The organism is Aeromonas tecta (genome assembly GCF_000820185.1).
Classification (GTDB): Bacteria; Pseudomonadota; Gammaproteobacteria; order Enterobacterales; family Aeromonadaceae; genus Aeromonas; species Aeromonas tecta.
The window spans coordinates 346,183-367,557 of record NZ_CDCA01000036.1 but is presented as its reverse complement, the minus strand read 5'-3'; the positions used below and the strand labels follow the sequence as shown (position 1 = coordinate 367,557).

The window sequence follows — 21,375 nt, the reverse complement described above, 5'->3', positions numbered from 1 at the left end:
AAACTCTGACTGTTCCCCCAGATAGGCAAAACGCCCGGCATTGGCCGGGCGTTTTTTTATGAGCAGAAAGGGATGGGGCGGGATCAGATCCCGGAGCCGCCTTGCTCGCCGTTTTCCTCGTGCAGGCCGCATTCGCGCTTGAGGCCGAAAAAGCGGGTCTGCTCCTCGCTCATGCCCGGCTCCCACTTGGTGGTGGTGTGGACATCGCCGACCGAGAGGTATCCCTGCTCCCACAAGGGGTGATAGGGCAGGTCGAACTCCTTGAAGTAATAGAAGACGTCCTTGTTGCTCCAGTCGATGACCGGCAGGAACTTGAAGAAGCCGCGCTGGATGCCCAGCACAGGCAACTTGCCACGGCTGCCGGACTGCTCCCGGCGCAGGCCCGAGAACCAGGTCTGGGCGCCAAGTTCCGTCAGCGCCCTGTCCATGGGCTCCACCTTGTTGAGCTGGTTGTAGCGGGTGATACCTTCCACTCCCTGCTCCCACAGCAGGCCGAAGCGGGCCTCCTGCCAGGCGGGGGAGATCCCGGCGCTGTAGACCTTGAGGTTAAGGCTGAGGCGTTCGGTCAGCTCGTCGATGAAACGGTAGGTCTCTGGGAACAGATAGCCGGTATCGGTCAGCACCACTGGCACATCGCTGCGCTCCTGGCTCACCAGATGCAGCATCAGCGCAGCCTGGATGCCGAAGCTGGACGACAGCACATGCTCCCCCGGCAGGTTGGCCAGCGCCCAGCACACCCGCTCGGGGGCACTCATGGCATCCAGCTCCCGGTTGATGGGAGCCAGCGCCTCGGTTTGCTCTTCCCGGCTCAGCGCCAGGAGGGATTGCAGATCAAGCGGCATAGAAGTCTCTCGCTGAATCGATGACGGGGGCCACCACGCCGGCGCGGATCACGAAGTCACCGAAGCACTCGGCCCCCTGGCGCTCCTTGGCCCAGCGGCCGATCAAGGTGTCGAGCTCGGCCAGGATCTGCGGCTCGGTGATGTTCTCCTGATAGAGGCGCGGAATACGGGTCCCTTCCAGGTTGCCACCCAGGTGCAGGTTGTAGCGACCGGGCGCCTTGCCTACCAGACCGACTTCCGCCAGCATGGCGCGGCCGCAGCCGTTCGGGCAGCCGGTAACCCGGAAGATGATGGCGTCATTCGCCAGCGCGTGCTTGTTGAGCAGCCCTTCGATATCGGTGACAAAGGCCGGCAGCATGCGCTCGGCTTCGGCCATCGCCAACGGGCAGGTAGGCAGGGCCACGCAGGCCATGGACTGCTTGCGCTGCTCGCTCACGCCGTCATCCAGCAGACCATATTGGCGGGCCAGCCCTTCGATGCGGGCCTTCTCCTTGAGAGGGACGCCAGCGATGATCAGGTTCTGGTTGGCGGTCAGGCGGAAATCTCCCTGATGCACCTTGGCGATCTCCAGCATACCGGTCTTGAGCGGCTTGCCCGGGAAGTCCAGCAGGCGGCCGTTCTCGATGAACAGGGTCAGGTGGTGCTTGCCATCAATGCCTTCCACCCAGCCGAAACGATCGCCACGACTGGTAAACTCGTAAGGACGAACCGGCCCGAATTGGATGCCGGCACGGCTCTCCACCTCGGCCTTGAAGGCCTCGACGCCGACCCGCTCGAGGGTGTACTTGGTCTTGGCGTTCTTGCGGTTGACCCGGTTGCCCCAGTCGCGCTGGGTGCTGACCACGGCGGCCGCCACGTCCAATACGTGTGAAAGGGGGATGAAGCCAAAATCACTGGCCTTGCGCGGGTAGGTGCTGGTGTCACCGTGGGTCATGGCCAGCCCGCCGCCCACCAGCACGTTGAAGCCCACCAGCTTACCGCCCTCGGCGATGGCCACGAAGTTCAGATCGTTGGCGTGCACGTCGATGTCGTTGTGGGGCGGTATCACCACTGTCGTCTTGAATTTGCGCGGCAGGTAGTTGGAGCCGAGAATGGGCTCCTCATCGCCGCCCAGCTTCTCGCCGTCCAGCCAGATCTCTACGTAGGCGCGGGTCTTGGGCAGCAGGTGTTCGGAGATCTGCTTGGCCCACTCGTAGGCCTCCTGATGCAGCTCGGATTCGACCGGGTTGCTGGTGCAGAGTACGTTGCGGTTCACGTCACCGGCGGTGGCGATGGAGTCGATGCCGGTGCTGTTGAGGGTCTGGTGCATCAGTTTGATGTCGCGCTTCAGTACACCATGGAACTGGAAGGTCTGACGGGTGGTGAGGCGGATGCTGCCGTACAGGCTGTGCTCCTCGGCAAACTTGTCGATCACCTGCCACTGGGCCGGGGTGATGATGCCGCCCGGCAGGCGGGCGCGCAGCATGACGTTATGCAATGGTTCGAGCTTCTGGGCGGTGCGCTCAGGGCGTATATCGCGGTCATCCTGCTGATACATGCCGTGGAAGCGGATCAGCTGGAAGTTGTCGCCATTAAAGCCACCGGTGAGGGGATCCTGCAGATCCTGGACGATTGTGCCACGCAGGAAGTTGCTTTCACGCTTGAGGCGCTCGTTGTCGGACAGTGGCCCTTCTACCGGTCCTGCTCCCTGGTTCGAGATTGTTTGCTTGCTCATCAATAGACATCCCTTTGATAACGTTTGGCACGACGCAATTCGCTCAAATACTCTTCTGCTTCCTCACGGCTCTTGTGGCCATGTGTGGCAATCACATCCAGCAGCGCTTGCTGCACATCCTTTGCCATGTGGTTGGCGTCGCCGCACACATAGAAGTGGGCGCCAGCTTCCAGCCACTGATAGAGTTCGAGGCCCGCTTCACGCAAGCGGTCCTGCACATAGACTTTGTGGGCCTGATCCCGGCTGAAGGCCAGGGAAATTTTCGACAGCAGGCCGGATTTTACATAACGCTGCCACTCTACCTGATAGAGGAAATCCTGGGTGAAGTGAGGGTTACCGAAGAACAACCAGTTCTTACCTTCGGCACCCAGAGCCTCACGCTCCTGCATGAAGGAACGGAAGGGGGCAATGCCGGTGCCTGGGCCCACCATGATGACGGGGGTATCGGGGCTCGCCGGCAGGCGGAAGTTGTCGTTGTGTTCGACGAACACCCGCACCTCGGCCTCTTCCGGCAGTCGGTCTGCCAGATAGGAGGAGGCGCCGCCTGAGCGCAGGGTGCCATCGGCTTGGGGGTAACGCACCACGCCGACGGTTAGATGTACTTCTTCCTCGACCTCGCTCTGGGCGGAGGCGATGGAGTAGAGACGCGGGGTGAGCGGGCGCAGCAGTCTGACCAGCTGGTCGACACCGAGCTTGGCCGGGAAGCGTTTCAAGACATCCACCACCTGGGCCGAGGCGACAAGGGCGTTGACCTGAGCCTTGTCACCGGCCAGATCTTTGAGGGCGGCGTTGCCAGACAGATCGGCGAGGCCGGTGATAAAGCCGCCGTGCAGCCGGGTCAGTTCGAAATGCTGGGTCAGCGCGGCGCGCAAGTTGCCCTGAGCCGTGCTCTCGTCACCACTGAGCCCGCTCAGGGTCAGTACTTCGCCCACCAGGGCGGCGTCGTTATCGAACCAGATGCCGAGGGCATCGCCGGGTTGATAGGTGAGGCCGGACTCCTCGAGGTTGATCTCGATATGGCGAATGTCCTTGGTGGAATCACGGCCGGTGACCTTCTGATTGACCGACAGCCGGGCCGGGAAGGGGTTCTCCTTGTGGTACTGGCTGTGACCAACCGCCGCTTGCACGGCGCCGCCTAGGCTGGCAGTTGCCGCCGTGGCAGAGCCGCTGGCAGCCAGGGTGGCTGCGATGGCCTTGACCGCCTGCTCGCTCCACACCTTGGCGGCTTCCTGGTAATCCACGTCCAGGCTGGCGAGCTCATGGATGCGCTCGGCCCCCGCCTTGGCGAAGAAGCCGTCGAAGTCCTTGCCGGTCTGGCAGAAAAATTCATAGGAGCTGTCGCCAAGACCCAGTACGGCGAACTTGAGTCCTTCAAGCTTGCCAATCTTGCCCTTCTTGAGCTGCTCGAACAGATCGACCGCGCTCTCTGGCGGTTCACCCTCCCCGTAAGTACTCACTACCACCAGCAGGTGGCTCTCTTTCTTGAGCTGCTTGGGTTTGTAATCGGCCATGGAGACCAGGGTCACGGGCAGACCAAGCGCCTGGGCCTGTTTCTGGATGGCGGCAGCAGCCCCCTTGGCATTGCCGGTCTGGGAGCCGTAGATAATGGTCAGGCTGGCGCCTGGCGCCGCACTGGCTGCGGTAGTCACCGGCTGGCTGGCAACCTGGTTGCCAGACTGGGAGAGGCCATAGAGATAGCCGCTCACCCAGGCAAGCTGCTGGGTGTTGAGGGTCGAGAGGACCTGGTTCAGCTGGCGTTGCTGCTCATCGGAGAGAGGACTTAGGTTGGGTAAGGAGGCGGTCAATTGCATCACACAGGTCTTCCATGGTCTGATTTTTAGTCAGGGTAAGGGGCCTGATGAATGGCAACAAAGAATATAAACTTATTCTTTATGCTATTTATGAATTTAGAAAGTCATAGGCCTGCTCGGCGCCAGCGACTTGGTGGTATAAAAGAGCGGTAATGAATCCCTCATTCAGCTTCACAGGAAACCCAATGTCGACGACCAAACTGTTTCATGTCAATGCCTTCAGTCGGCAGCCTTTCGGCGGCAACCCCGCCGTGGTGGTGCTGGGGCCCGAGCGGCCCGATGCCGAGTTGCTGGCCATGGCGGCCGAGTTCAACCTGTCCGAGACGGCCTTCCTCACGCCGATAGGGCATGCGCACTATCGGCTGCGCTGGTTTACGCCGGCGCTGGAGGTAGATCTCTGCGGTCACGGCACCCTGGCGGCGGCCCATGCCATCTGGGAGGCCGGGTTGGCGGCGGCTGATGAGGTGCTGCGTTTCGAGACCCGCAGCGGCCTCCTGACGGCGGCGCGAGAGGGGGAGTGGATCTGGCTCGACTTCCCCCGTATTCCGCTTGGCGCTTTGAACCTGGACCCGGCCTATGCCGCAGCCGTTGGTTGCACGCCACTACGCACCCTGGCCGCCGGCGCCAAGTTCCTGCTGGAGCTGGCAAGCGAGGAGGAAGTGAAGGCGCTCAAACCGGACTTCCACGCCCTGCGCGCCTTGCCCGGTCGCGGCCTGATGGTGACGGCGCCGTCCAGCGGCGGTGATGATGATTTCGTCTCCCGTTACTTCGCCCCTTGGGTCGGGGTGGAGGAAGATCCGGTTACCGGCTCCAATCACAGCGCCCTGGTGCCGTTCTGGGCCGAGCGCCTCGGCAAGACCCAGCTGAAGGCCCGCCAGATCTCGGCGCGCAGTGGGGCGCTGCGGTTGCGGCTGGAGGGGGAGAGGGTGCTGATGGCGGGTCAGGCGCTGACCCTGTGGCAGGGGGAGTGGCTGCTAGCTCCCAGCGTATAAGTTGCTAGCCGGTGGCCCGCACGACGGCCCGTCACCGGTTTGTTTTGCCATAAAAAACGCCCCGCAGTTGCGGGGCGTTTTGTTGCGCTCAAATAGCAGGCCGGGCCTGCCAGAGGCTTATTTCTGTTGCGGGCGCAGGGCCGGGAACAGGATGACGTCACGGATGGTGTGGCTGTTGGTAAACAGCATGACCAGACGGTCGATACCGATGCCCTGACCGGCAGTCGGCGGCAGGCCGTGTTCCAGCGCGGTCACGAAGTCGGCGTCGTAGAACATGGCTTCGTCGTCACCGGCTTCTTTCTGGTTCACCTGATCCTGGAAGCGCTTGGCCTGGTCTTCCGCATCGTTCAGCTCGGAGAAGCCGTTGGCCAGCTCGCGGCCACCGATGAAGAATTCGAAGCGGTCGGTCACGTCCGGGTTCGCGTCATTACGACGGGCCAGCGGGGAAACGGCAGCCGGATATTCTGTGATGAAGGTCGGTTGCAGCAGCATGTGCTCCACGGTCTCTTCGAAGATCGCAGTGATCACGTGGCCCAGCTCCCAGCCCTTCATCAGCTCGATGTGCAGACGCTTGGCAACGGCCTTGGCGCTCTCCAGGGTGGCCAGATCGTCCAGGGTCACATCCGCGTTGAACTTCAGGATGGACTCGACCATGGTGAGGCGCTGGAACGGCTGACCGAAATCGATGGTCAGACCCTCTTCGCCCTCTTTGGCGTAACGGATCTTGGTGTCACCCAGGATGTCTTGGGCTAGGGTGCGCAGCAGCTCCTCGGTCAAGTCCATCAGATCGATGTAATCGGCATACGCCATATAGAACTCGATCATGGTGAACTCGGGGTTGTGACGCACCGAGATACCTTCGTTACGGAAGTTGCGGTTGATCTCGTAAACGCGCTCGAAACCACCGACCACCAGACGCTTCAGATAAAGCTCGGGGGCGATACGCAGGTACATGTCGATGTCCAGCGCATTGTGGTGAGTCACGAACGGACGCGCGGAGGCACCACCCGGGATGACCTGCATCATGGGGGTTTCCACTTCCATGAAGCGCTTCTCGTTGAAGAACTTGCGGATGCCGGCGACCACCTGGGTGCGGATCATGAAGGTCTTGCGGGACTCTTCGTTGGCGATCAGATCCAGGTAGCGCTGGCGGCAGCGTGCTTCCTGGTCGGTCAGACCCTTGTGCTTCTCGGGCAGCGGACGCAGTGCCTTGGTCAGCAGACGGATGGTGGAGACGTGCACGGACAGCTCACCGGTGTTGGTGCGGAACAGGGTCCCTTCCACGCCGACGATGTCGCCCAGATCCCACTTCTTGAACTGTTCGTTGTAGAAGCCTTCCGGCAGGTCATCACGGGTCACGTAGACCTGGATCTTGCCAGCCATGTCCTGCAGGGTCGCGAAGGAAGCCTTACCCATGATCCGGCGGGTCATGATGCGACCGGCAATCTTCACCCGTTTACCCAAGGCCGCCAACTCGTCGGCGCTCTTGTCGCCAAACTCGGCGTGCAGATCGCCAGACAGGCTGTCACGACGAAAATCGTTGGGGAAGGGATTGCCCTGGGCGCGCAAGGCGGCCAGCTTGGAGCGACGCTCCTGCATCTCGTTGTTCAGTTCGAGCTGGTTCTCGACTGCCGGAGTGGTGGTTTGTTCAGACATGGTGATTCCTGCTGTTCTGTTTACAGGCCTGATTTCAGGCTCGCTTCGATAAACTTGTCCAAGTCGCCGTCGAGTACCGATTGGGTATTACGGGTCTCGACGCCGGTGCGCAGATCCTTGATACGGGCATCATCGAGCACGTAAGAGCGGATCTGACTGCCCCAGCCGATATCAGACTTGGTCTCTTCGAGGGCTTGCTTCTCAGCGTTCTGCTTCTGAATTTCCAGCTCATAGAGCTTGGCTTTCAGCTGCTTCATACACTGGTCTTTGTTCTTGTGCTGGGAACGGTCGTTCTGGCACTGCACCACCACCCCGGTCGGGATGTGGGTGATACGCACCGCAGACTCGGTCCGGTTGACGTGCTGACCACCGGCGCCGGAGGCACGGTAGACGTCGATACGCAGATCGGCAGGGTTGATGTCGATCTCGATGTCGTCATCGATCTCGGGATAGACAAACACCGAGCAGAACGAGGTGTGGCGACGGCCACCGGAGTCGAACGGTGATTTACGGACCAGACGGTGAACACCGGTCTCGGTGCGCAGCCAGCCGAACGCATACTCGCCGGTGAACTTGACGGTGGCGGATTTGATGCCGGCCACGTCGCCATCAGACAGCTCGATCAGCTCCGGCTTGTAGCCGTGGGCATCGCCCCAGCGCAGGTACATGCGCAGCACCATGTTGGCCCAGTCTTGGGCCTCGGTGCCGCCGGAACCGGACTGGATGTCGATGTAGCAGTCGGAGCCGTCGTGCTGGCCGGAGAACATACGGCGGAATTCGAGATCCACCAGCTTGGCTTCCAGGGTATCGGCTTCGACGATGGCCTCGTTGAAGGTCTCTTCGTCTTCGCCTTCGACCGCCAGGCTGACCAGCATCTCGACGTCATCGACGCCGCGGGTCAGGGTGTCGATGGTGTTGACCACGTTGTCCAGGGACACGCGCTCTTTGCCCAGCGCCTGTGCGCGCTCGGGTTCGTTCCATACGTCCGGCTGTTCCAGCTCGGCATTGACCTCTTCTAGACGCTCTTTCTTGGCGTCATAGTCAAAGGTACCCCCTAAGCAGCTCGGTCCTCTCAGACAGCTCCTTAAGCTTGTTTAATACAGGATTGACTTCAAACATCGTGAAAACTCTCGGGGTCGATGTGATTTAAAAACGGGATATTCTAGCCAATTGTGGAAGGAATAAACAGGGTTGGCTGGCGCTGGCCGCTCCCAGTTGTCAATTTCCGCTGCCATTTCCTCCGTCTTAGTGGAAAATATCGTCGATCGCTTGATTATCAGCTTCAGTTTCGTACCGATTGGCCGCTAACACTATAGTGCTCTGTACTTTCCGAGTAATCCTGTTCCTGACTCACAAGAAGAAAACCAGATGAAAAACCTATCACTCAAGCAGAAGATACTGTTGTCTGTGGTGATCGCCCTCTCCTTGGTGATCCTGTTGCTCTCCTGGCAGAGCTATACCAGCCAGAAGTCGCTGCTGCTGCAAGGCAGTCAGGAGCAGGTACAACGGCTCGGCAGCCAGCAGGCCGAGCGCATCAGTGACTGGCTCTCCGCCCGTCGCGATGTCATTCAGGCGCTGGGCAACAAGGCCAGCACCGAACCCCTCAACGCCCTGCAACAGGCCCAGGTCTCCGGCCGTTTCCAGCTCACCTATTTCGGTGAGGGCAGCGGCAAGATGAACGACTCCGACCCTTCCATCAATCGTGATGGCTATGATCCCCGCTCCCGTGGCTGGTATCAGGAGGCCATGGGCAAGGGCGGCATGGTGGTGACCAAGCCGTACCTGGATGTGGCCTACAACATCATGGTGGTGACCCTGGCACAGCCGGTGCAGGGCGGGGTGGTCGGCGGCGATCTCTCCATCGCCTCGCTGGTGGAAGATGTCACCAAGATGAAGCTGCCCGCCGACGGCATGGCCATCATGATGCACAAGGACGGCACCGTCATCGCCTACAAGGACGCGGCCAAGGCGATGAAACCGGCCACCGAGATCGACAACGATCTGACCAACGGCCTGATCGAGCAGAGCAAGGCCAGCGGCGGTCTGCTGCCGGTCTACTTCGACAACGAAGGCCGCGACAAGCTGCTGTGGGCGGTGGATATCCCGGATACCGACTGGGAGCTGGTGCTGGTACTGGACAAGGCCACCCTGGAGGCGCCGCTCTCTTCCCTGCTGATGACCCAGCTCGGTCTGGCCCTGCTGGTGCTGGTCGGCAGCATCCTCACCATCTCCTGGTTGGTCAGCGTGCTGCTCGGCCCGCTCGGCAAGGTGTCCCTGGCCCTGGCCCGCATCGCCGACGGTAATGGAGATCTGACCCAGCGCATCAAGATCGACGCCAACGACGAGGTGGGTCAGCTGGCCAACAGCTTCAACCGCTTCGTCGGCAGCCAGCATCAGCTGATCGGCAACATCCGCCAGCTCGCCAACGAGCTGAACGCCGATGCCGAGCGCAGTCTGGTGACCAACCAGGCCGCGGTGGAAGAGTTGCAGCGCCAGCAGCAGGAGGTGACCATGGTCGCCACCGCCGTCACCGAGATGGCGAGCGCCACCATGGAGATCGCCGGCAACGCCGAGAATACCGCCGCCGCCGCCCAGCAATCTGCCCAGAGCAGCGAGCAGGGCAAGATGCTGGTGAACCAGACCCGCGCCTCCATCAACAACCTGGCGGAGGAAGTGGGTCAGGCCACCGGTGTCATCGGCGAGCTGAGTCGCCATGCCCAGGCCATCTCCGGCATCCTCTCCACCATCCAGGGCATCGCCGAGCAGACCAACCTGCTGGCGTTGAACGCGGCCATCGAAGCGGCCCGAGCCGGTGAGCAGGGTCGCGGTTTCGCCGTGGTGGCGGACGAGGTGCGGGTGCTGTCGCGCCGCACTCAGGACTCCACCCAGGAGATCCAGTCCACCATCGAAACCTTGCAGCAGACCACCGCCCGTGCGGTCAGCCTGATGCAGACCAGTCAGGGGCTGGCGGACAACAGCGTGAAAGACGCCGATGCCGCCGCCGCTGCGCTGGAAGAGATCACCCAGGCGGTCTCGCTCATCTCCGACATGGCGGGTCAGATCGCCACCGCCGCCGAAGAGCAGACCCAGGTAACTGGCGAAATCACCCAGAACACCACCGCCATCAAGGATGTAAGTGACGAGATCACCGCCGCCGCCATGCGCGATCTGGATCAGGCGCAGGGCCTCAAGGGCCGTGCCACCAGCCTGAACCAGCAGGTGTCGACCTTTATCCTGTAAGTGACATGCTGACGGCGGCGTCGGTCGCCGCCATCACGTCAAAGCCCCGCACGAGAGTGCGGGGCTTTTTGTTATCCGGGCTGGGGGAGCAGGCATATCCGTCTTATGTGGGAGAGGTGATAAGCCGTTTGTTGGCCCGAGTGAGCAGACGGAGTCTTCGCCTTGATCAAGGGTTGCTGGCGGGTGCACAGCCAGCGAAAACCTCCCTCAAAACGGCAGAGGCTATCAGCCGTCTGTGCTGACAAGGGTGAGCAGATTGGGCATCTGCCTCGACCAGGAGTTGGCTGCGGCCACCCAACACGCGGTGGGGTGACCAAACAAAGAGCCCACCATAAGGTGGGCTCTGGTATCTCGAGGTCTGGCCTGAGGATTACAGGAAGGGCAGCGCCAGGAACAGCTTGATCACCATGGCATTGATGATGTCGATGAAGAAGGCACCGACCATGGGTACCACCAGGAACGCCATGTGGGACGGGCCGAAGCGCTGGGTGATGGCCTGCATGTTGGCAATCGCGGTCGGGGTGGCACCGAGGCCGAAGCCGCAGTGACCCGCTGCCAGTACGGCTGCATCGTAGTTGCTGCCCATGACCCGGAAGGTGACGAAGATGGCGTAGAGCGCCATTGCCACCGTCTGGGCGGCCAGCAGCACGAAGATGGGCAGGGCCAGGCTCGCCAGATCCCACAGCTTGAGGCTCATCAGTGCCATGGCCAGGAACAGGGACAGGCTGACGTTGCCGAGCAGGGAGACTTCCCGATCGCTCACCTCATGCCATTTCAGCAGGGAGAGCAGGTTACGCAGCAAGACGCCGACGAACAGCACACAGACGAACACCGGCAGCTCGAGGGCGCTGCCCTGAAGGGCGCCGGAGAACAGTGCGCCACCCTTGAGGCAGATGGCGATGAGGGCCACCGTTTCAATCAGGCTGTAGGTGGTGATGGGACGCTCCATCTCGGGCATCTCGAAGACTTGAGGCGCATCGTCACTGTTGTGCTCGGCACCGGGCACCTGCACCTTTTTCACCAGGTAGCGGGCAACCGGACCGCCGATCAGGCCACCCAGCACCAGGCCGAAGGTGGCACAGGCCATGGCGAGTTCGGTAGCGGATTGCAGACCGTACTTCTCGCTGAAGATAGCGCCCCAGGCCGCGCCGGTACCGTGTCCACCGGACAGGGTGATGGAGCCGGCCAGCAGGCCCATCAGCGGATTCAGGCCGAGCAGGGTGGCGAGACCGATCCCCAGAATGTTCTGCAGCAGCAGCAGACCGATCACCACCAGCAGGAAGGTGACCACCGCCTTGCCGCCGCGCTTGAGACTACCGAGATCGGCGGAGAGGCCGATGGAGGCGAAGAAGGCCAGCATCAGCGGTGTCTGGAAGGCGGTGTCAAAGCGCAGCTCCACGTCCATGCTGGCACGCAGCAGCACCAGTACCAGGGCGACCAACAGGCCCCCTGCAACGGGTTTAGGGATGCTGAAGGTGCGCAGCACATTGATCCGGTTGACCAGGGATCGGCCGAGCAGTAATACCAGGGTGGCGGCGACCAGGGTCGCGTAAGGGTCGAGTTGTAGCATTCGGTACTCCCATGTTGATTGGCTGTGTCTTTGGCGAGAAAGACGCACAGATTCAGCCGGGATAAAAAAAGTGTGGCTCAGGGCCAATTAAAGAGGGGGCCGAGGGCCCCATCCCACGCAAAAATGGGATCGATAGGATCCTGAGCGCGTCAGGCATCCAGATGACATTTATGAAAAATCCGCCGGATAGTAGCAAAAAGCACCATTTATATCCATGTTCATCAGATTAATGGTTGTTATTGTATGATTTTCCGGCATTTAAAACTAACGGGGGCCGTCACATTCCAGACAAGAACTATGATCCCGCGGCTATCATTTGGGCCGTCAGTCTTTATAATTCGCCGGTTTCCGATCCCGGTCGAGGAGGTCGATGGCGCTGACGCCACCGGCTCGGCACAAAGATATAAGCCGCAGGCGCCTACCCATGGGGAAGGGGACTGCAGGTAAAAACCTGGGGCCGTTACCCCGAGCTTCATCGGTCTTGGCGCACGAGGCCGCTGGTGAGGTGGCTGCGTCATGGATAATGAGTCAACACGAGAGGAGAGGGTGTGAAGAAGTCTATCTACATCGCCAACACAGGCGGCACCATAGGGATGCAGCGTTCCGACCACGGCTATGTGCCGATGGTGGGCTTTATGGAAGACTGTCTGGCACGGATGCCCGAGTTTCATCGGCCCGAGATGCCGTCCTATCACATTCACGAGTACGATCCCCTCATCGACTCCTCCGACATGACCCCGGCCGACTGGCAGCGCATCGCCGAGGACATTCGTGACAACTACGACAAGTACGACGGCTTCGTGATCCTGCACGGCACCGACACCATGTCGTTCACCGCCTCGGCGCTCTCCTTCATGCTCGAAGATCTGCACAAGCCGGTCATCATCACCGGCTCCCAGATCCCGCTCGCCGAGCTGCGCTCCGACGGTCAGCAGAATCTGCTGAACGCGCTCTACATCGCGGCCAACTACCCGATCCACGAGGTGACGCTGTTTTTCAACAATCAGCTCTATCGCGGTAACCGCAGCAAGAAGGTGCACGCGGACGGCTTCCACGCCTTCGATTCGCCAAACTACCCGCCGCTGCTCAACGCGGGCATCGCCATCTCCCTGGAGGCGGGCGAGTTGGGAGTGCCTTCCGATCGTGGCCTGGTGCTGCACGACATCACCCCGCAGCCCATCGGGGTGGTGACGCTCTATCCCGGTATCTCGAGCGATGTGATCGCCAACATACTGCAGCAGCCGGTGCGGGCGCTGATCCTGCTCTCCTTCGGGGTGGGCAATGCGCCGCAGAATCCGGCCATGCTGGCGCTGCTCTCCGAGGCTTCGGCTCGCGGCGTCATCATCGTCAACCTGAGCCAGTGCCTGCACGGCAGGGTCAACATGGGTGGCTATGCCACCGGCAATGCCCTGTCCCGCGCCGGGGTCATCTCGGGCTTTGACATGACCGCCGAGGCGGCACTGACCAAGCTGCACTTCCTGCTGAGCCAGGACCTGCCGGCCCCGCGCATTCGCGAGTTGATGCAGCAGTCCCTACGCGGCGAGCTGACGCCCTGAGGAGTGCCCTCGCCCTCTCCCAGAGGGAGAGTGGATAGAACGAGTGGCTGTTGGTAGCCAGGTTTGTCATGGAGATCGTTGGCTGGGTGTCCACGACTCTGCGCAGGCTGCGGGCCTGCTCCCTTCTCCCCTGGTGGGAGAAGGGCTGGGGATGAGGGGGATATCCTCGCAGAGAAGGAAAGTAAAAAGAGAGGGGAGCCAATTTGGCTCCCCTCTTGTTTGGGCGATTCAACTCCTCCCTGCCTCCCTCTGCAAGAGGATGCTGGGGCTGGGATGCTCCGCCGCTTAGTGGCTGATCTCGATGCGAACGATCTCTTCCTCGTCCCGATACTGGCGCTTGAGCTCGCTCTTGCTCTTCATCACAATCTCGCCATCCGCGCCTATGTTCATGTGCTCGGGGTTTTCAAGGTGCATCGCCTGCCAGGCCATCACGGCCTGCAGCGAGGTGGCCTTCTGCTCGTCGGTGAGGGGCTGGCCATCCGGCCACTTGCCGAGCTCGACCGCGGTCTTGAGCCGCTCGTACACTTCCTTGGGCATCTGCCCTATGACTTGCTGAAATGACATCCGGTCTCTCCTTGAAAACGTTGAGCCATGAGGGGATCAGGCGGGCAGATCCTGGCGGACTACGCCGGCCATCTGCTCCATCACCCGCACTACCTGACAACTGTACCCGAATTCGTTGTCATACCACACGTACAGCACGCAGTGATCCCCCTCGGCAATGGTGGCCTGGGAGTCTACGATCCCGGCGAAGCGAGACCCCACCATGTCGGAGGAGACCAGCTCGGTGCTGGCACTGAAATCAATCTGGCGATGCAGGGCCGAGCTCAGCGCCATCTGCTGCAGATAGCCGTTGAGGCTGTCTCGGTCGGTCGCCTGCTCCAGGCTCAGGTTGATGATGGCCAGCGACACATTGGGGGTCGGTACCCGGATGGCGTTGCCGGTCAGCTTGCCCTTGAGCTCGGGCAGTGCCTTGGCCACCGCCTTGGCGGCGCCGGTGCTGGTCATCACCATGTTGAGCGCCGCGCTGCGGCCGCGACGTTCGCCCGGATGATAGTTGTCGATCAGGTTCTGATCGTTGGTGTAGGAGTGCACCGTCTCCACGTGGCCGTGGCGGATGCCGTATTTGTCCTGCATCACCTTGAGCACCGGGGTGATGGCGTTGGTGGTGCAAGACGCCGCAGAGATGATGCGATCGTCCTGGGTTATCACCTCATGGTTGACCCCGAACACCACGTTCTTCATCTCCCCCTTGCCAGGGGCGGTCAGCAGCACCCGGGCGGCACCGCGCGCCTTGAGATGCTGGCTCAGACCGGCTTCATCACGCCAGACCCCGGTATTGTCGACAATCAACGCGTTCTGGATGCCGTAGGCGGTGTAGTCGATGTCCGCCGGGCTATTGGCGTAAATGACCTGAATGAAGGTGCCGTTGGCGATGATGGCGCTGCGGGCGTTATCCACCTCGATGGAGCCGTTGAAGGGACCGTGGACGGAGTCGCGGCGCAGCAGGCTGGCACGTTTCTCCAGATCCCCCTCGCGGCCGCCGCGCACCACGATAGCACGCAGGCGCAGGGAGTTGGCGGCGCCGGTGCGCTCGATCAGCAGGCGGGCCAGCAGGCGGCCGATGCGACCGAAGCCGTACAGCACCACATCCGTCGCCGGCGGCACAGCGCCGTGCAATGCCGGGGCCAGCTGGGCGCGCAGGTAGTCTTCGATGCCGGCCTCATCTTGGTGATCCTGCCAGTAACCGACGGCCAGCTTGCCGAGATCCACTTCGGCGGCGGTGGGGTGCAGGGCGACGATGGCTTGTAGCAGGGGGAAGCTCTGCTGGATCGGGAGGGGGGAGCCCTGGTGGCGGCGAACGACCCTGTGGGCCTTGAGGATGTCGATGGTGGAGGCGTTCTGCAGCGGGCGCCCAAAGAGGGTGATCTCTATCCCTTGCTGGCGGTAGAGGCGTCCAATCAAGGGTTGCATGGCTTCGGCGAGCTCCTGGCTCTCCTGCCACGCCTGCAAGTAGTGCTCGTGGGTCATTAACCAGATCCTTTATTTCACGTTGTTGAAGCAAATTGCCGGGGCAAATTGAAATTCGTCGAGTGCAGATCGGTGTAGGGGCGTTAATTTCGTTATATTATTCTGCAGTCGCGGCCTTATATGGCGCGCGCATTGTAATGGATATGTAGCCTGTTTGCTAGTTGGCGGTGGCCTGGACGGGGTGCGATTGTTATCAACCAGATGTGAGCCATGACCCCATATTCACTGCGCCCCTTGCTGCTTGGCAGTGCCTGTTGTCTGACGCTGATGGCGTGCGACGACGACAGGATCCACAACATCTGTGCCAATCATCAGTCTCTATGCGTGGATCTGGTCGACGACGGCTGGTGCCGATACGAGCGTAGCGAGGTGATCCGGGCGCGTTACCATCTGCAGGAAGCGGGCACGGACAGGCGCAAGTATGAGCTGATGCGCGGCCTCGAGCGCTACCTGCAGTGCGCCGAGCACTCCACCAACATGGAGTACAAGCGCGCAAGGGAGCAAAAAAGCCCCCGGGTGGAGGGCATGCTGGCCGCCGGTCATCAGCTGGAACAGCTGGACATGCAGACCCGTGCCTCCCAGGATCCCCACCTGTTGCTCTGGCACTGGACCAACAACCGCAATCCGGACGCCCGCGCCAGCTTCATGGCGCTGGAAGGGAGCCCCGCCCTCGAGGAGCCGGAGTTGCAGCTGGCGCTGGGGGGGATCTATGCCAAGCGCGAGCCGCGCAAGGCCATCGCCTTGATGCACCATGCGCTGTCCCTCTATCGGGAAGGGGACAAGATCAACAGCCGCATCCTCACCGCCCTCAGCACCCTCTACATGGGCCAGCAAGAGCCGGGCCTCGCGTATCAGTGGGGCAAGGTGAGCGAGTCGTTTCAGGACGTGCCCGAGGTCTCGGCCAGCCGGCTCGGGATCTACCACGCCATCGGCAAGGGGGAGCAAGATGCCCTGGATCGGGTGGCGGCCACCATAGTCGAGCAGCTCAAACGCGGGGTTTACCGTTCAATATGAAATCGTTCGAATCCCCATCCGAGGCTTGGCCCGATCCCTTCGATATCCGCCTGCTCCATGGTCAGGTCGCCAGCGACGGGCGGGTGCTCGAGCGCACCACCGTCAGGGCCGTGGTGCTGCGTGGCGATGAGCTGTTGCTGGTACATTCTCGGGTCAACGGCGATCTGATGTTCCCGGGCGGCGGCATCGAGGCGGGAGAGTGTCACGGCAAGGCGCTGGCCCGTGAGCTGCGCGAGGAGTGCGGCGCCGAGCTGCTGGCGGTAGGCGCCTTGCTCGGCGAGACGCGGGAGTTTCGCGCAGCCCGCGAGGCCGATTATGACGCCTACTGCATCCACTCCTTCTACTACCTCTGCCAGCTGGGCGAGGCGTGGAGTGAACCCCGTCCCCAGCCCTACGAGGTGCGCCTCGGCTTCACTCCCGGCTGGTTTGCGCTGGATGAGGCGCTACAGACCAACAAGACCCAGCTGGCGGGACCCTGTCCACAATGGACGATACGGGAGACCCGGGTATTGGCCGAGCTGCAGCACTGGCACGATGCCGGCCTGTTGGGCTGAATCAGGCTCAGATCGCAGCCATAAAAAAACCGCCGGATGGCGGTTTTTTGCGATTGGCACTGTGCTAGATAGTGCAGACCGGGCAGAAGGCATAGGTGCCTTGCGGGTCGTTGAAGCGAGTCAGCGGATCCAGACCCCGGTTGAGCTCCAGCATGGCCTGGCCAAGACCGGCGGGCAGCCAGCTTTGCACATGGGGGGCCAGCGCCCTGGCGCTGCTGTCGAACAGCTCGCGCAGGAATTTATCCTTGGCGGACTCTTCCGGCTCGATGGGGGTCACCTGCCAGCTCTTGAGGTTGGCGAGATCGGCGGCGGCCTTGAGGGCGTCGTCCAGGTTGCCAAACTCATCGACCAGACCCAGATCCTTGGCATCCTGCCCGGTCCAGACCCGACCCTCTGCGGCTTTCTCCGCCTCGTCAGGACTCAGACCACGACCCTTGCTGACCAGGCCGACGAAACGCTGATAGGTATCTTCCACGCTGAGCTGGATGGCTTGACCGACATGCTCCGGCAGGGCGCGGGTCAGACCGATGCCGACGAAATCGGTGGTGCCGACGCCGTCGGTGTGGATCCCGTACTGGGACAGCGCCTTGTCGATGGTGGCGAACATGCCAAACACCCCGATGGAGCCGGTGAGTGTCGTTGGCGAGGCGAAGATCTTGTCCGCATCGGCGGAGATCCAGTAACCCCCGGAGGCGGCGTAGCTGCCCATGGAGATGACCACCGGCTTGCCTGCCTGTTTCAGGGCCAGCAATTCGGCGCGGATCTGTTCGGCGGCGAAGGCGCTGCCGCCCGGGCTGTCGACCCGCAGCACCACGGCTTTCACCTGATCGTCGCGGCGGGCATCGGCCAGCAGATCGGACAGGCTGTCACCGCCTATGGTGCCGGCTGGCTGGACGCCATCCATGATGGCGCCGCTGGCGGTGATCAGACCCACCTCATCCTTGCCGCTTTGCGGGTACTGCTCGGGAACGGCGGCCAGGTACTCTTTCAGGCCCACTCCTTTCCAGCCGTGATCCTCGGCTTCCCCCACTTCCTTGATGACCGCCTGGGTCATCTCGTCACGGGTCGCGAGTTGATCCACCAGACCGTTGTCGAGGGCGTAGTTGGCGGCATTGCCACCGGCCTTGCGCAGCAGCTCGAGGAAGCGATCCTTGCCTGGGGCGACCGCATCGGCATCGATTTCCCGCTGTTCGGCCACGTCGTTGACGTAGGAGAGCCACAGCTGATCCAGCCAGCGCTGGTTCGCCTCCTTGCTTTCCGGGGACATCTCATCGCGAATGTAGGGCTCGACGAAGGACTTGTAGGTACCGACCTTGAACACATGCGGGGTGACGTTGAACTTCTCCATCGCCGACTTGAAGTAGGTCTGGTAGACACCGAGCCCCTCGATCAGCACGGCGCCACTCTGGTTGAGCAGCACGTGATCGGCGTGGGCGGCGAGCAGGTAGGGACCCTGATTGTAATAGTCGGCCATGGCGATGACCGGCTTGCCGCTCTCCTTGAACTCGTCGATGGCATCGGCTACCTCCTGCAGCTTGGAGAGGCTGGAGCCTTGCAGGCCCTGAGGCTTGAGCACCAGCGCCTTGATGCGATCGTCATCCTTGGCACTCTTGATGGCCCACAGCAGATCGGTGAGGACGATTTCGCTCGGCTGATCATCGCTGCTGTCGACCTGCTTGAGCAGTTGCATGGTCGGATCGGTTTGGGTGCGTTGCTCGACCAGCACGCCGGAGAGATTGAGGGTGAGGGCCCCTTCGATGGGGGTGCCTGGCGCCTCTTTCTGGCTAAAGACAAAGACGATGACCAGCACGACGATGAGAAACAGCAGATTGACCAGCATCAGCCGGGTGAAGTTGAGCAGGCGCCAGAGGCTGCGAAACAGCCACCCCAGACCTTTGAAAATAGACATAGCCGCGTTATCGCCCTGTTAAGAGGTAGAGAAGCGCCATTATTAACCAGTTGGCCCGTCAATTGCCATTTCCGCTTGGGGGCTATCTTCTCCCTTATCTTCAGAACACGGCTGTTCGCCGAAAAAATGTCCAAACATTTGTTTGAAAAAGAATTTTCGATTCTTTACTCTAGCTTCAGTTTGATAACAAAAAATTAACTGGAGGCACCGTGAGCCGCTACCCAACGCTTCTGACCCCCCTCGACTTCAGGTTTACCCAACGTCGAAACAGAGTCCTGCGTATGGATTCCTGCGCGCCTGCCTCGAAAAGGAGTTCATGATGAGCCGTTACCCAACCCTGCTGACCCCTCTCGATCTTGGCTTTACTCAGCTTAAGAACCGGGTATTGATGGGCTCCATGCACACTGGCCTCGAAGAGGAGAAGGGTGGCTTTGACAAACTGGCTGCCTTCTACGCCGAGCGCGCCCGTGGTGGCGTCGGCCTCATCGTCACCGGCGGCATTGCGCCGAACCTGCGGGGTCGCTTGGTGCCGCACGGCTCGCAGCTCAGCTTCCCCTGGCAGGTCGCCAAGCACAAGAAGGTGACGGCTGCCGTGCATCAGGAAGGGGGCAAGATAGCGCTGCAGATCCTCCATGCCGGGCGCTACGCCTATCATCCATTCAACCTGGCGCCGAGTGCGCTCAAGGCGCCCATCTCCCCGTTCAAGCCCCGGGTCATGAGCGAGCGCCAGATCCGCGGCACTATCCGCGACTTCGGCGCCACCGCCGCCCTTGCCAAGGCGGCGGGCTATGACGGGGTCGAGGTGATGGGCTCAGAAGGCTATCTCATCAACCAGTTCATCTGCGAGCGCACCAACCAGCGCAGCGATGACTGGGGTGGCAGTGCCGACAATCGCATGCGCTTCCCGCTGGAGATCGTGCGCGCCATCCGCGAGCGGGTCGGCACCGACTTCATCATCATCTTCCGTCTCTCCATGCTGGATCTGGTGGAGAAAGGCTCCTCTCTGGAGGAAGTCATCGCGCTGGGCAAGGCGCTGGAGCAGGCGGGCGTGACCCTCATCAATACTGGCATCGGCTGGCACGAGGCGCGCATTCCCACCATCGCCACCAGCGTGCCGCGCGGCGCCTTCAGCTGGGTCACCGCCGAGCTGAAAAAACACCTCAAGGTGCCGCTTATCACCACCAACCGCATCAATACCCCGGAGGTGGCTGAGCGCATTTTGGCTGCCGGCGAGGCGGATATGGTCTCCATGGCGCGCCCCTTCCTGGCCGATCCCGAGTTTGTCATCAAGGCGGCCGAAGACAGGGCTGACGAGATCAACACCTGCATCGCCTGCAACCAGGCCTGTCTCGATCACGTGTTCAAGCAAAAACGCGCCTCCTGTCTGGTCAATCCCCGTGCCTGCTTTGAGACCGAACTTACCTTCGGTCGGGTGCCCCAGCCCAAGAAGCTGGCGGTGGTGGGGGCGGGCCCGGCCGGGCTGGCATTCGCCTGCTACGCTGCCGAGCGCGGTCATCAGGTGAGCCTGTTCGATCAGGCAGCGACCATAGGTGGTCAGTTCAACTTCGCCAAGCAGATCCCGGGCAAGGAGGAGTTTCACGAGACCCTGCGTTACTTTGCCAAGCGGCTGGAGAAGTGCGGCGTCGAGCTCTATCTCGGTCAGCGCCAGAGCGCAGAGAGTCTGCTCGGTGGTGGCTTTGACGAGGTGATCCTCGCCACCGGCATCCGGCCACGTACCCCCAATATCCCCGGCATCGAGCATCCCAAGGTGCTGAATTACCTCGATGTGCTGCGGGATCACAAACCCGTGGGGGGCAAGGTCGCGGTGATCGGCGCCGGTGGCATCGGCTTCGACGTGGCGGAATATCTGGTCGACAAGAAGGTCGAGGGAGACGCCGATCACCACAGAGATCACTGGCTCAAGGAGTGGGGCATCGACAAGCAGCTCAGCGAGCGCGGCGGTCTGATGAAGCCCGAGATAGATGCGCCCGAGCGCCAGATCTGGCTGCTGCAGCGCAAGGAGAGCAAGGTGGGGGATGGCCTGGGCAAGACCACCGGCTGGATCCATCGCACCGTGCTCAAGAACCGCAAGGTGCAGATGCTCAGCGGTGTGCAGTACCTGCGCATCGACGATGAGGGGTTGCACATCATGGTGGGCGAGACCCAGCAATGTTTGCCGGTGGATCAGGTGATCATCTGCGCCGGGCAGGAGCCGCTGCGAGAGTTGCAAGCGGGCTTGCAGGCGGCGGGCAAGCCGGTCCACATCATCGGCGGTGCCGACGTGGCGGCCGAGCTGGATGCGAAGCGGGCCATCCGCCAGGGGGTAGAGCTGGCTGCTATTATTTGACCAAAAATGCAACGGATATAGTGTAAAACCCCTGCCAGTCAGGGGTTTATACTACCTGTTCCCGAGCGGTCGGGCGCCTTTGCGCCACCTCCTGGCTGTGCTAGGGTAGCGCCATCACAGTCCCCGCTTTCTTGTCTGA

Annotated in this window: 15 protein-coding genes; 6 read left to right on the top strand and 9 right to left on the bottom strand. The window is 61.7% G+C overall.

Annotated features, from left to right (window positions below):
* Positions 1-83: 83 nt before the first annotated feature.
* Genes BN1137_RS16655 through BN1137_RS16645 form a run of 3 tightly spaced genes read right to left on the bottom strand, consistent with a single transcriptional unit; the run spans position 84 to position 4,367 of the window.
* Positions 84-842, bottom strand: coding sequence for a phosphoadenylyl-sulfate reductase (locus BN1137_RS16655; RefSeq protein WP_050719668.1), 759 nt, complete (start codon positions 840-842; stop codon positions 84-86).
* The gene (gene cysI, locus BN1137_RS16650) at positions 832-2,556 is read right to left on the bottom strand and encodes an assimilatory sulfite reductase (NADPH) hemoprotein subunit (RefSeq protein WP_050719667.1); all 1,725 of its coding nucleotides are present in this window, start codon (positions 2,554-2,556) and stop codon (positions 832-834) included. Before cysI ends, BN1137_RS16655 begins: the two co-directional genes overlap by 11 nt.
* Complete coding sequence (locus BN1137_RS16645) at positions 2,556-4,367, bottom strand: assimilatory sulfite reductase (NADPH) flavoprotein subunit (protein WP_050719666.1); 1,812 nt, start codon at positions 4,365-4,367, stop codon at positions 2,556-2,558. The genes cysI and BN1137_RS16645 overlap by 1 nt, the downstream gene beginning before the upstream one ends.
* Before the next feature lie 185 nt (positions 4,368-4,552).
* Between BN1137_RS16645 and BN1137_RS16640 the strand changes: the two genes are divergently transcribed.
* A complete protein-coding gene (locus BN1137_RS16640) occupies positions 4,553-5,359 on the top strand; it encodes a PhzF family phenazine biosynthesis protein (protein WP_050719665.1) in 807 nt (268 codons plus the stop codon).
* A gap of 117 nt (positions 5,360-5,476) precedes the next feature.
* Here the strand turns inward: BN1137_RS16640 and lysS are convergent, their stop codons facing one another.
* Together lysS and prfB are read right to left on the bottom strand one after the other, a co-directional pair.
* The gene (lysS, locus tag BN1137_RS16635; RefSeq protein WP_050719664.1) at positions 5,477-7,015 is read right to left on the bottom strand and encodes a lysine--tRNA ligase; all 1,539 of its coding nucleotides are present in this window, start codon (positions 7,013-7,015) and stop codon (positions 5,477-5,479) included.
* Between the two features lie 20 nt (positions 7,016-7,035).
* Positions 7,036-8,134 (bottom strand): peptide chain release factor 2 gene (gene prfB / locus BN1137_RS16630; RefSeq protein ID WP_157433795.1). Its coding sequence is split into 2 segments (ribosomal slippage): positions 7,036-8,058 and positions 8,060-8,134, totalling 1,098 coding nucleotides; the frame shifts between segments, so codons are not numbered across the junction.
* A 249-nt stretch (positions 8,135-8,383) separates the two neighbouring features.
* Here prfB and BN1137_RS16625 point away from each other — a divergent pair.
* Positions 8,384-10,255 carry a methyl-accepting chemotaxis protein gene (locus tag BN1137_RS16625; protein WP_050719663.1) on the top strand — a complete coding sequence of 624 codons (1,872 nt, stop codon included), beginning with the start codon at positions 8,384-8,386 and terminating at the stop codon, positions 10,253-10,255.
* 370 nt (positions 10,256-10,625) lie between these two features.
* Here BN1137_RS16625 and gltS read toward each other — a convergent pair whose 3' ends face one another.
* A complete protein-coding gene (gene gltS, locus BN1137_RS16620) occupies positions 10,626-11,825 on the bottom strand; it encodes a sodium/glutamate symporter (RefSeq protein ID WP_050719662.1) in 1,200 nt (399 codons plus the stop codon).
* A gap of 548 nt (positions 11,826-12,373) precedes the next feature.
* On the opposite strand from gltS, the gene ansA reads away from it, so the two are divergent.
* Positions 12,374-13,381 (top strand): asparaginase, encoded by a 1,008-nt coding sequence (gene ansA, locus BN1137_RS16615; protein ID WP_050719661.1) that lies wholly within the window; start codon positions 12,374-12,376, stop codon positions 13,379-13,381.
* A 285-nt stretch (positions 13,382-13,666) separates the two neighbouring features.
* Here ansA and BN1137_RS16610 read toward each other — a convergent pair whose 3' ends face one another.
* Together BN1137_RS16610 and BN1137_RS16605 are read right to left on the bottom strand one after the other, a co-directional pair.
* The gene (locus BN1137_RS16610) at positions 13,667-13,945 is read right to left on the bottom strand and encodes a YeaC family protein (RefSeq protein ID WP_050719660.1); all 279 of its coding nucleotides are present in this window, start codon (positions 13,943-13,945) and stop codon (positions 13,667-13,669) included.
* Between the two features lie 36 nt (positions 13,946-13,981).
* Positions 13,982-15,412 carry a glyceraldehyde-3-phosphate dehydrogenase gene (locus BN1137_RS16605; protein ID WP_050719659.1) on the bottom strand — a complete coding sequence of 477 codons (1,431 nt, stop codon included), beginning with the start codon at positions 15,410-15,412 and terminating at the stop codon, positions 13,982-13,984.
* A gap of 210 nt (positions 15,413-15,622) precedes the next feature.
* Here BN1137_RS16605 and BN1137_RS16600 point away from each other — a divergent pair, with 210 nt between their 5' ends.
* On the top strand, positions 15,623-16,426 hold the full coding sequence (locus BN1137_RS16600) for a DUF2989 domain-containing protein (RefSeq protein ID WP_050719658.1): 804 nt from the start codon (positions 15,623-15,625) through the stop codon (positions 16,424-16,426).
* Positions 16,423-16,980: an NUDIX domain-containing protein gene (locus BN1137_RS16595; RefSeq protein WP_050719657.1), complete on the top strand. Its 558-nt coding sequence runs from the start codon at positions 16,423-16,425 to the stop codon at positions 16,978-16,980. The genes BN1137_RS16600 and BN1137_RS16595 overlap by 4 nt, the downstream gene beginning before the upstream one ends.
* Before the next feature lie 64 nt (positions 16,981-17,044).
* On the opposite strand, the gene sppA is transcribed toward BN1137_RS16595, so the two are convergent.
* The gene (gene sppA / locus BN1137_RS16590) at positions 17,045-18,889 is read right to left on the bottom strand and encodes a signal peptide peptidase SppA (protein WP_050719656.1); all 1,845 of its coding nucleotides are present in this window, start codon (positions 18,887-18,889) and stop codon (positions 17,045-17,047) included.
* Between the two features lie 319 nt (positions 18,890-19,208).
* Between sppA and BN1137_RS16585 the strand changes: the two genes are divergently transcribed.
* A complete protein-coding gene (locus BN1137_RS16585; protein ID WP_050719655.1) occupies positions 19,209-21,236 on the top strand; it encodes an oxidoreductase in 2,028 nt (675 codons plus the stop codon).
* Positions 21,237-21,375: the final 139 nt, after the last annotated feature.

Excerpts from the sequence above, each read along its gene's own strand:
- BN1137_RS16655 (WP_050719668.1), bottom strand. The coding sequence starts at position 842 with ATGCCGCTTGATCTGCAATCCCTCCTGGCGCTGAGCCGGGAAGAGCAA.
- cysI (WP_050719667.1), bottom strand. The coding sequence starts at position 2,556 with ATGAGCAAGCAAACAATCTCGAACCAGGGAGCAGGACCGGTAGAAGGG.
- sppA (WP_050719656.1), bottom strand. The coding sequence starts at position 18,889 with ATGTCTATTTTCAAAGGTCTGGGGTGGCTGTTTCGCAGCCTCTGGCGC.
- BN1137_RS16645 (WP_050719666.1), bottom strand. The coding sequence starts at position 4,367 with ATGCAATTGACCGCCTCCTTACCCAACCTAAGTCCTCTCTCCGATGAG.
- BN1137_RS16595 (WP_050719657.1), top strand. The coding sequence starts at position 16,423 with ATGAAATCGTTCGAATCCCCATCCGAGGCTTGGCCCGATCCCTTCGAT.
- BN1137_RS16640 (WP_050719665.1), top strand. The coding sequence starts at position 4,553 with ATGTCGACGACCAAACTGTTTCATGTCAATGCCTTCAGTCGGCAGCCT.
- gltS (WP_050719662.1), bottom strand. The coding sequence starts at position 11,825 with ATGCTACAACTCGACCCTTACGCGACCCTGGTCGCCGCCACCCTGGTA.
- BN1137_RS16585 (WP_050719655.1), top strand. The coding sequence starts at position 19,209 with ATGAGCCGTTACCCAACCCTGCTGACCCCTCTCGATCTTGGCTTTACT.
- lysS (WP_050719664.1), bottom strand. The coding sequence starts at position 7,015 with ATGTCTGAACAAACCACCACTCCGGCAGTCGAGAACCAGCTCGAACTG.
- BN1137_RS16605 (WP_050719659.1), bottom strand. The coding sequence starts at position 15,412 with ATGACCCACGAGCACTACTTGCAGGCGTGGCAGGAGAGCCAGGAGCTC.
- BN1137_RS16600 (WP_050719658.1), top strand. The coding sequence starts at position 15,623 with ATGACCCCATATTCACTGCGCCCCTTGCTGCTTGGCAGTGCCTGTTGT.
- BN1137_RS16625 (WP_050719663.1), top strand. The coding sequence starts at position 8,384 with ATGAAAAACCTATCACTCAAGCAGAAGATACTGTTGTCTGTGGTGATC.
- BN1137_RS16610 (WP_050719660.1), bottom strand. The coding sequence starts at position 13,945 with ATGTCATTTCAGCAAGTCATAGGGCAGATGCCCAAGGAAGTGTACGAG.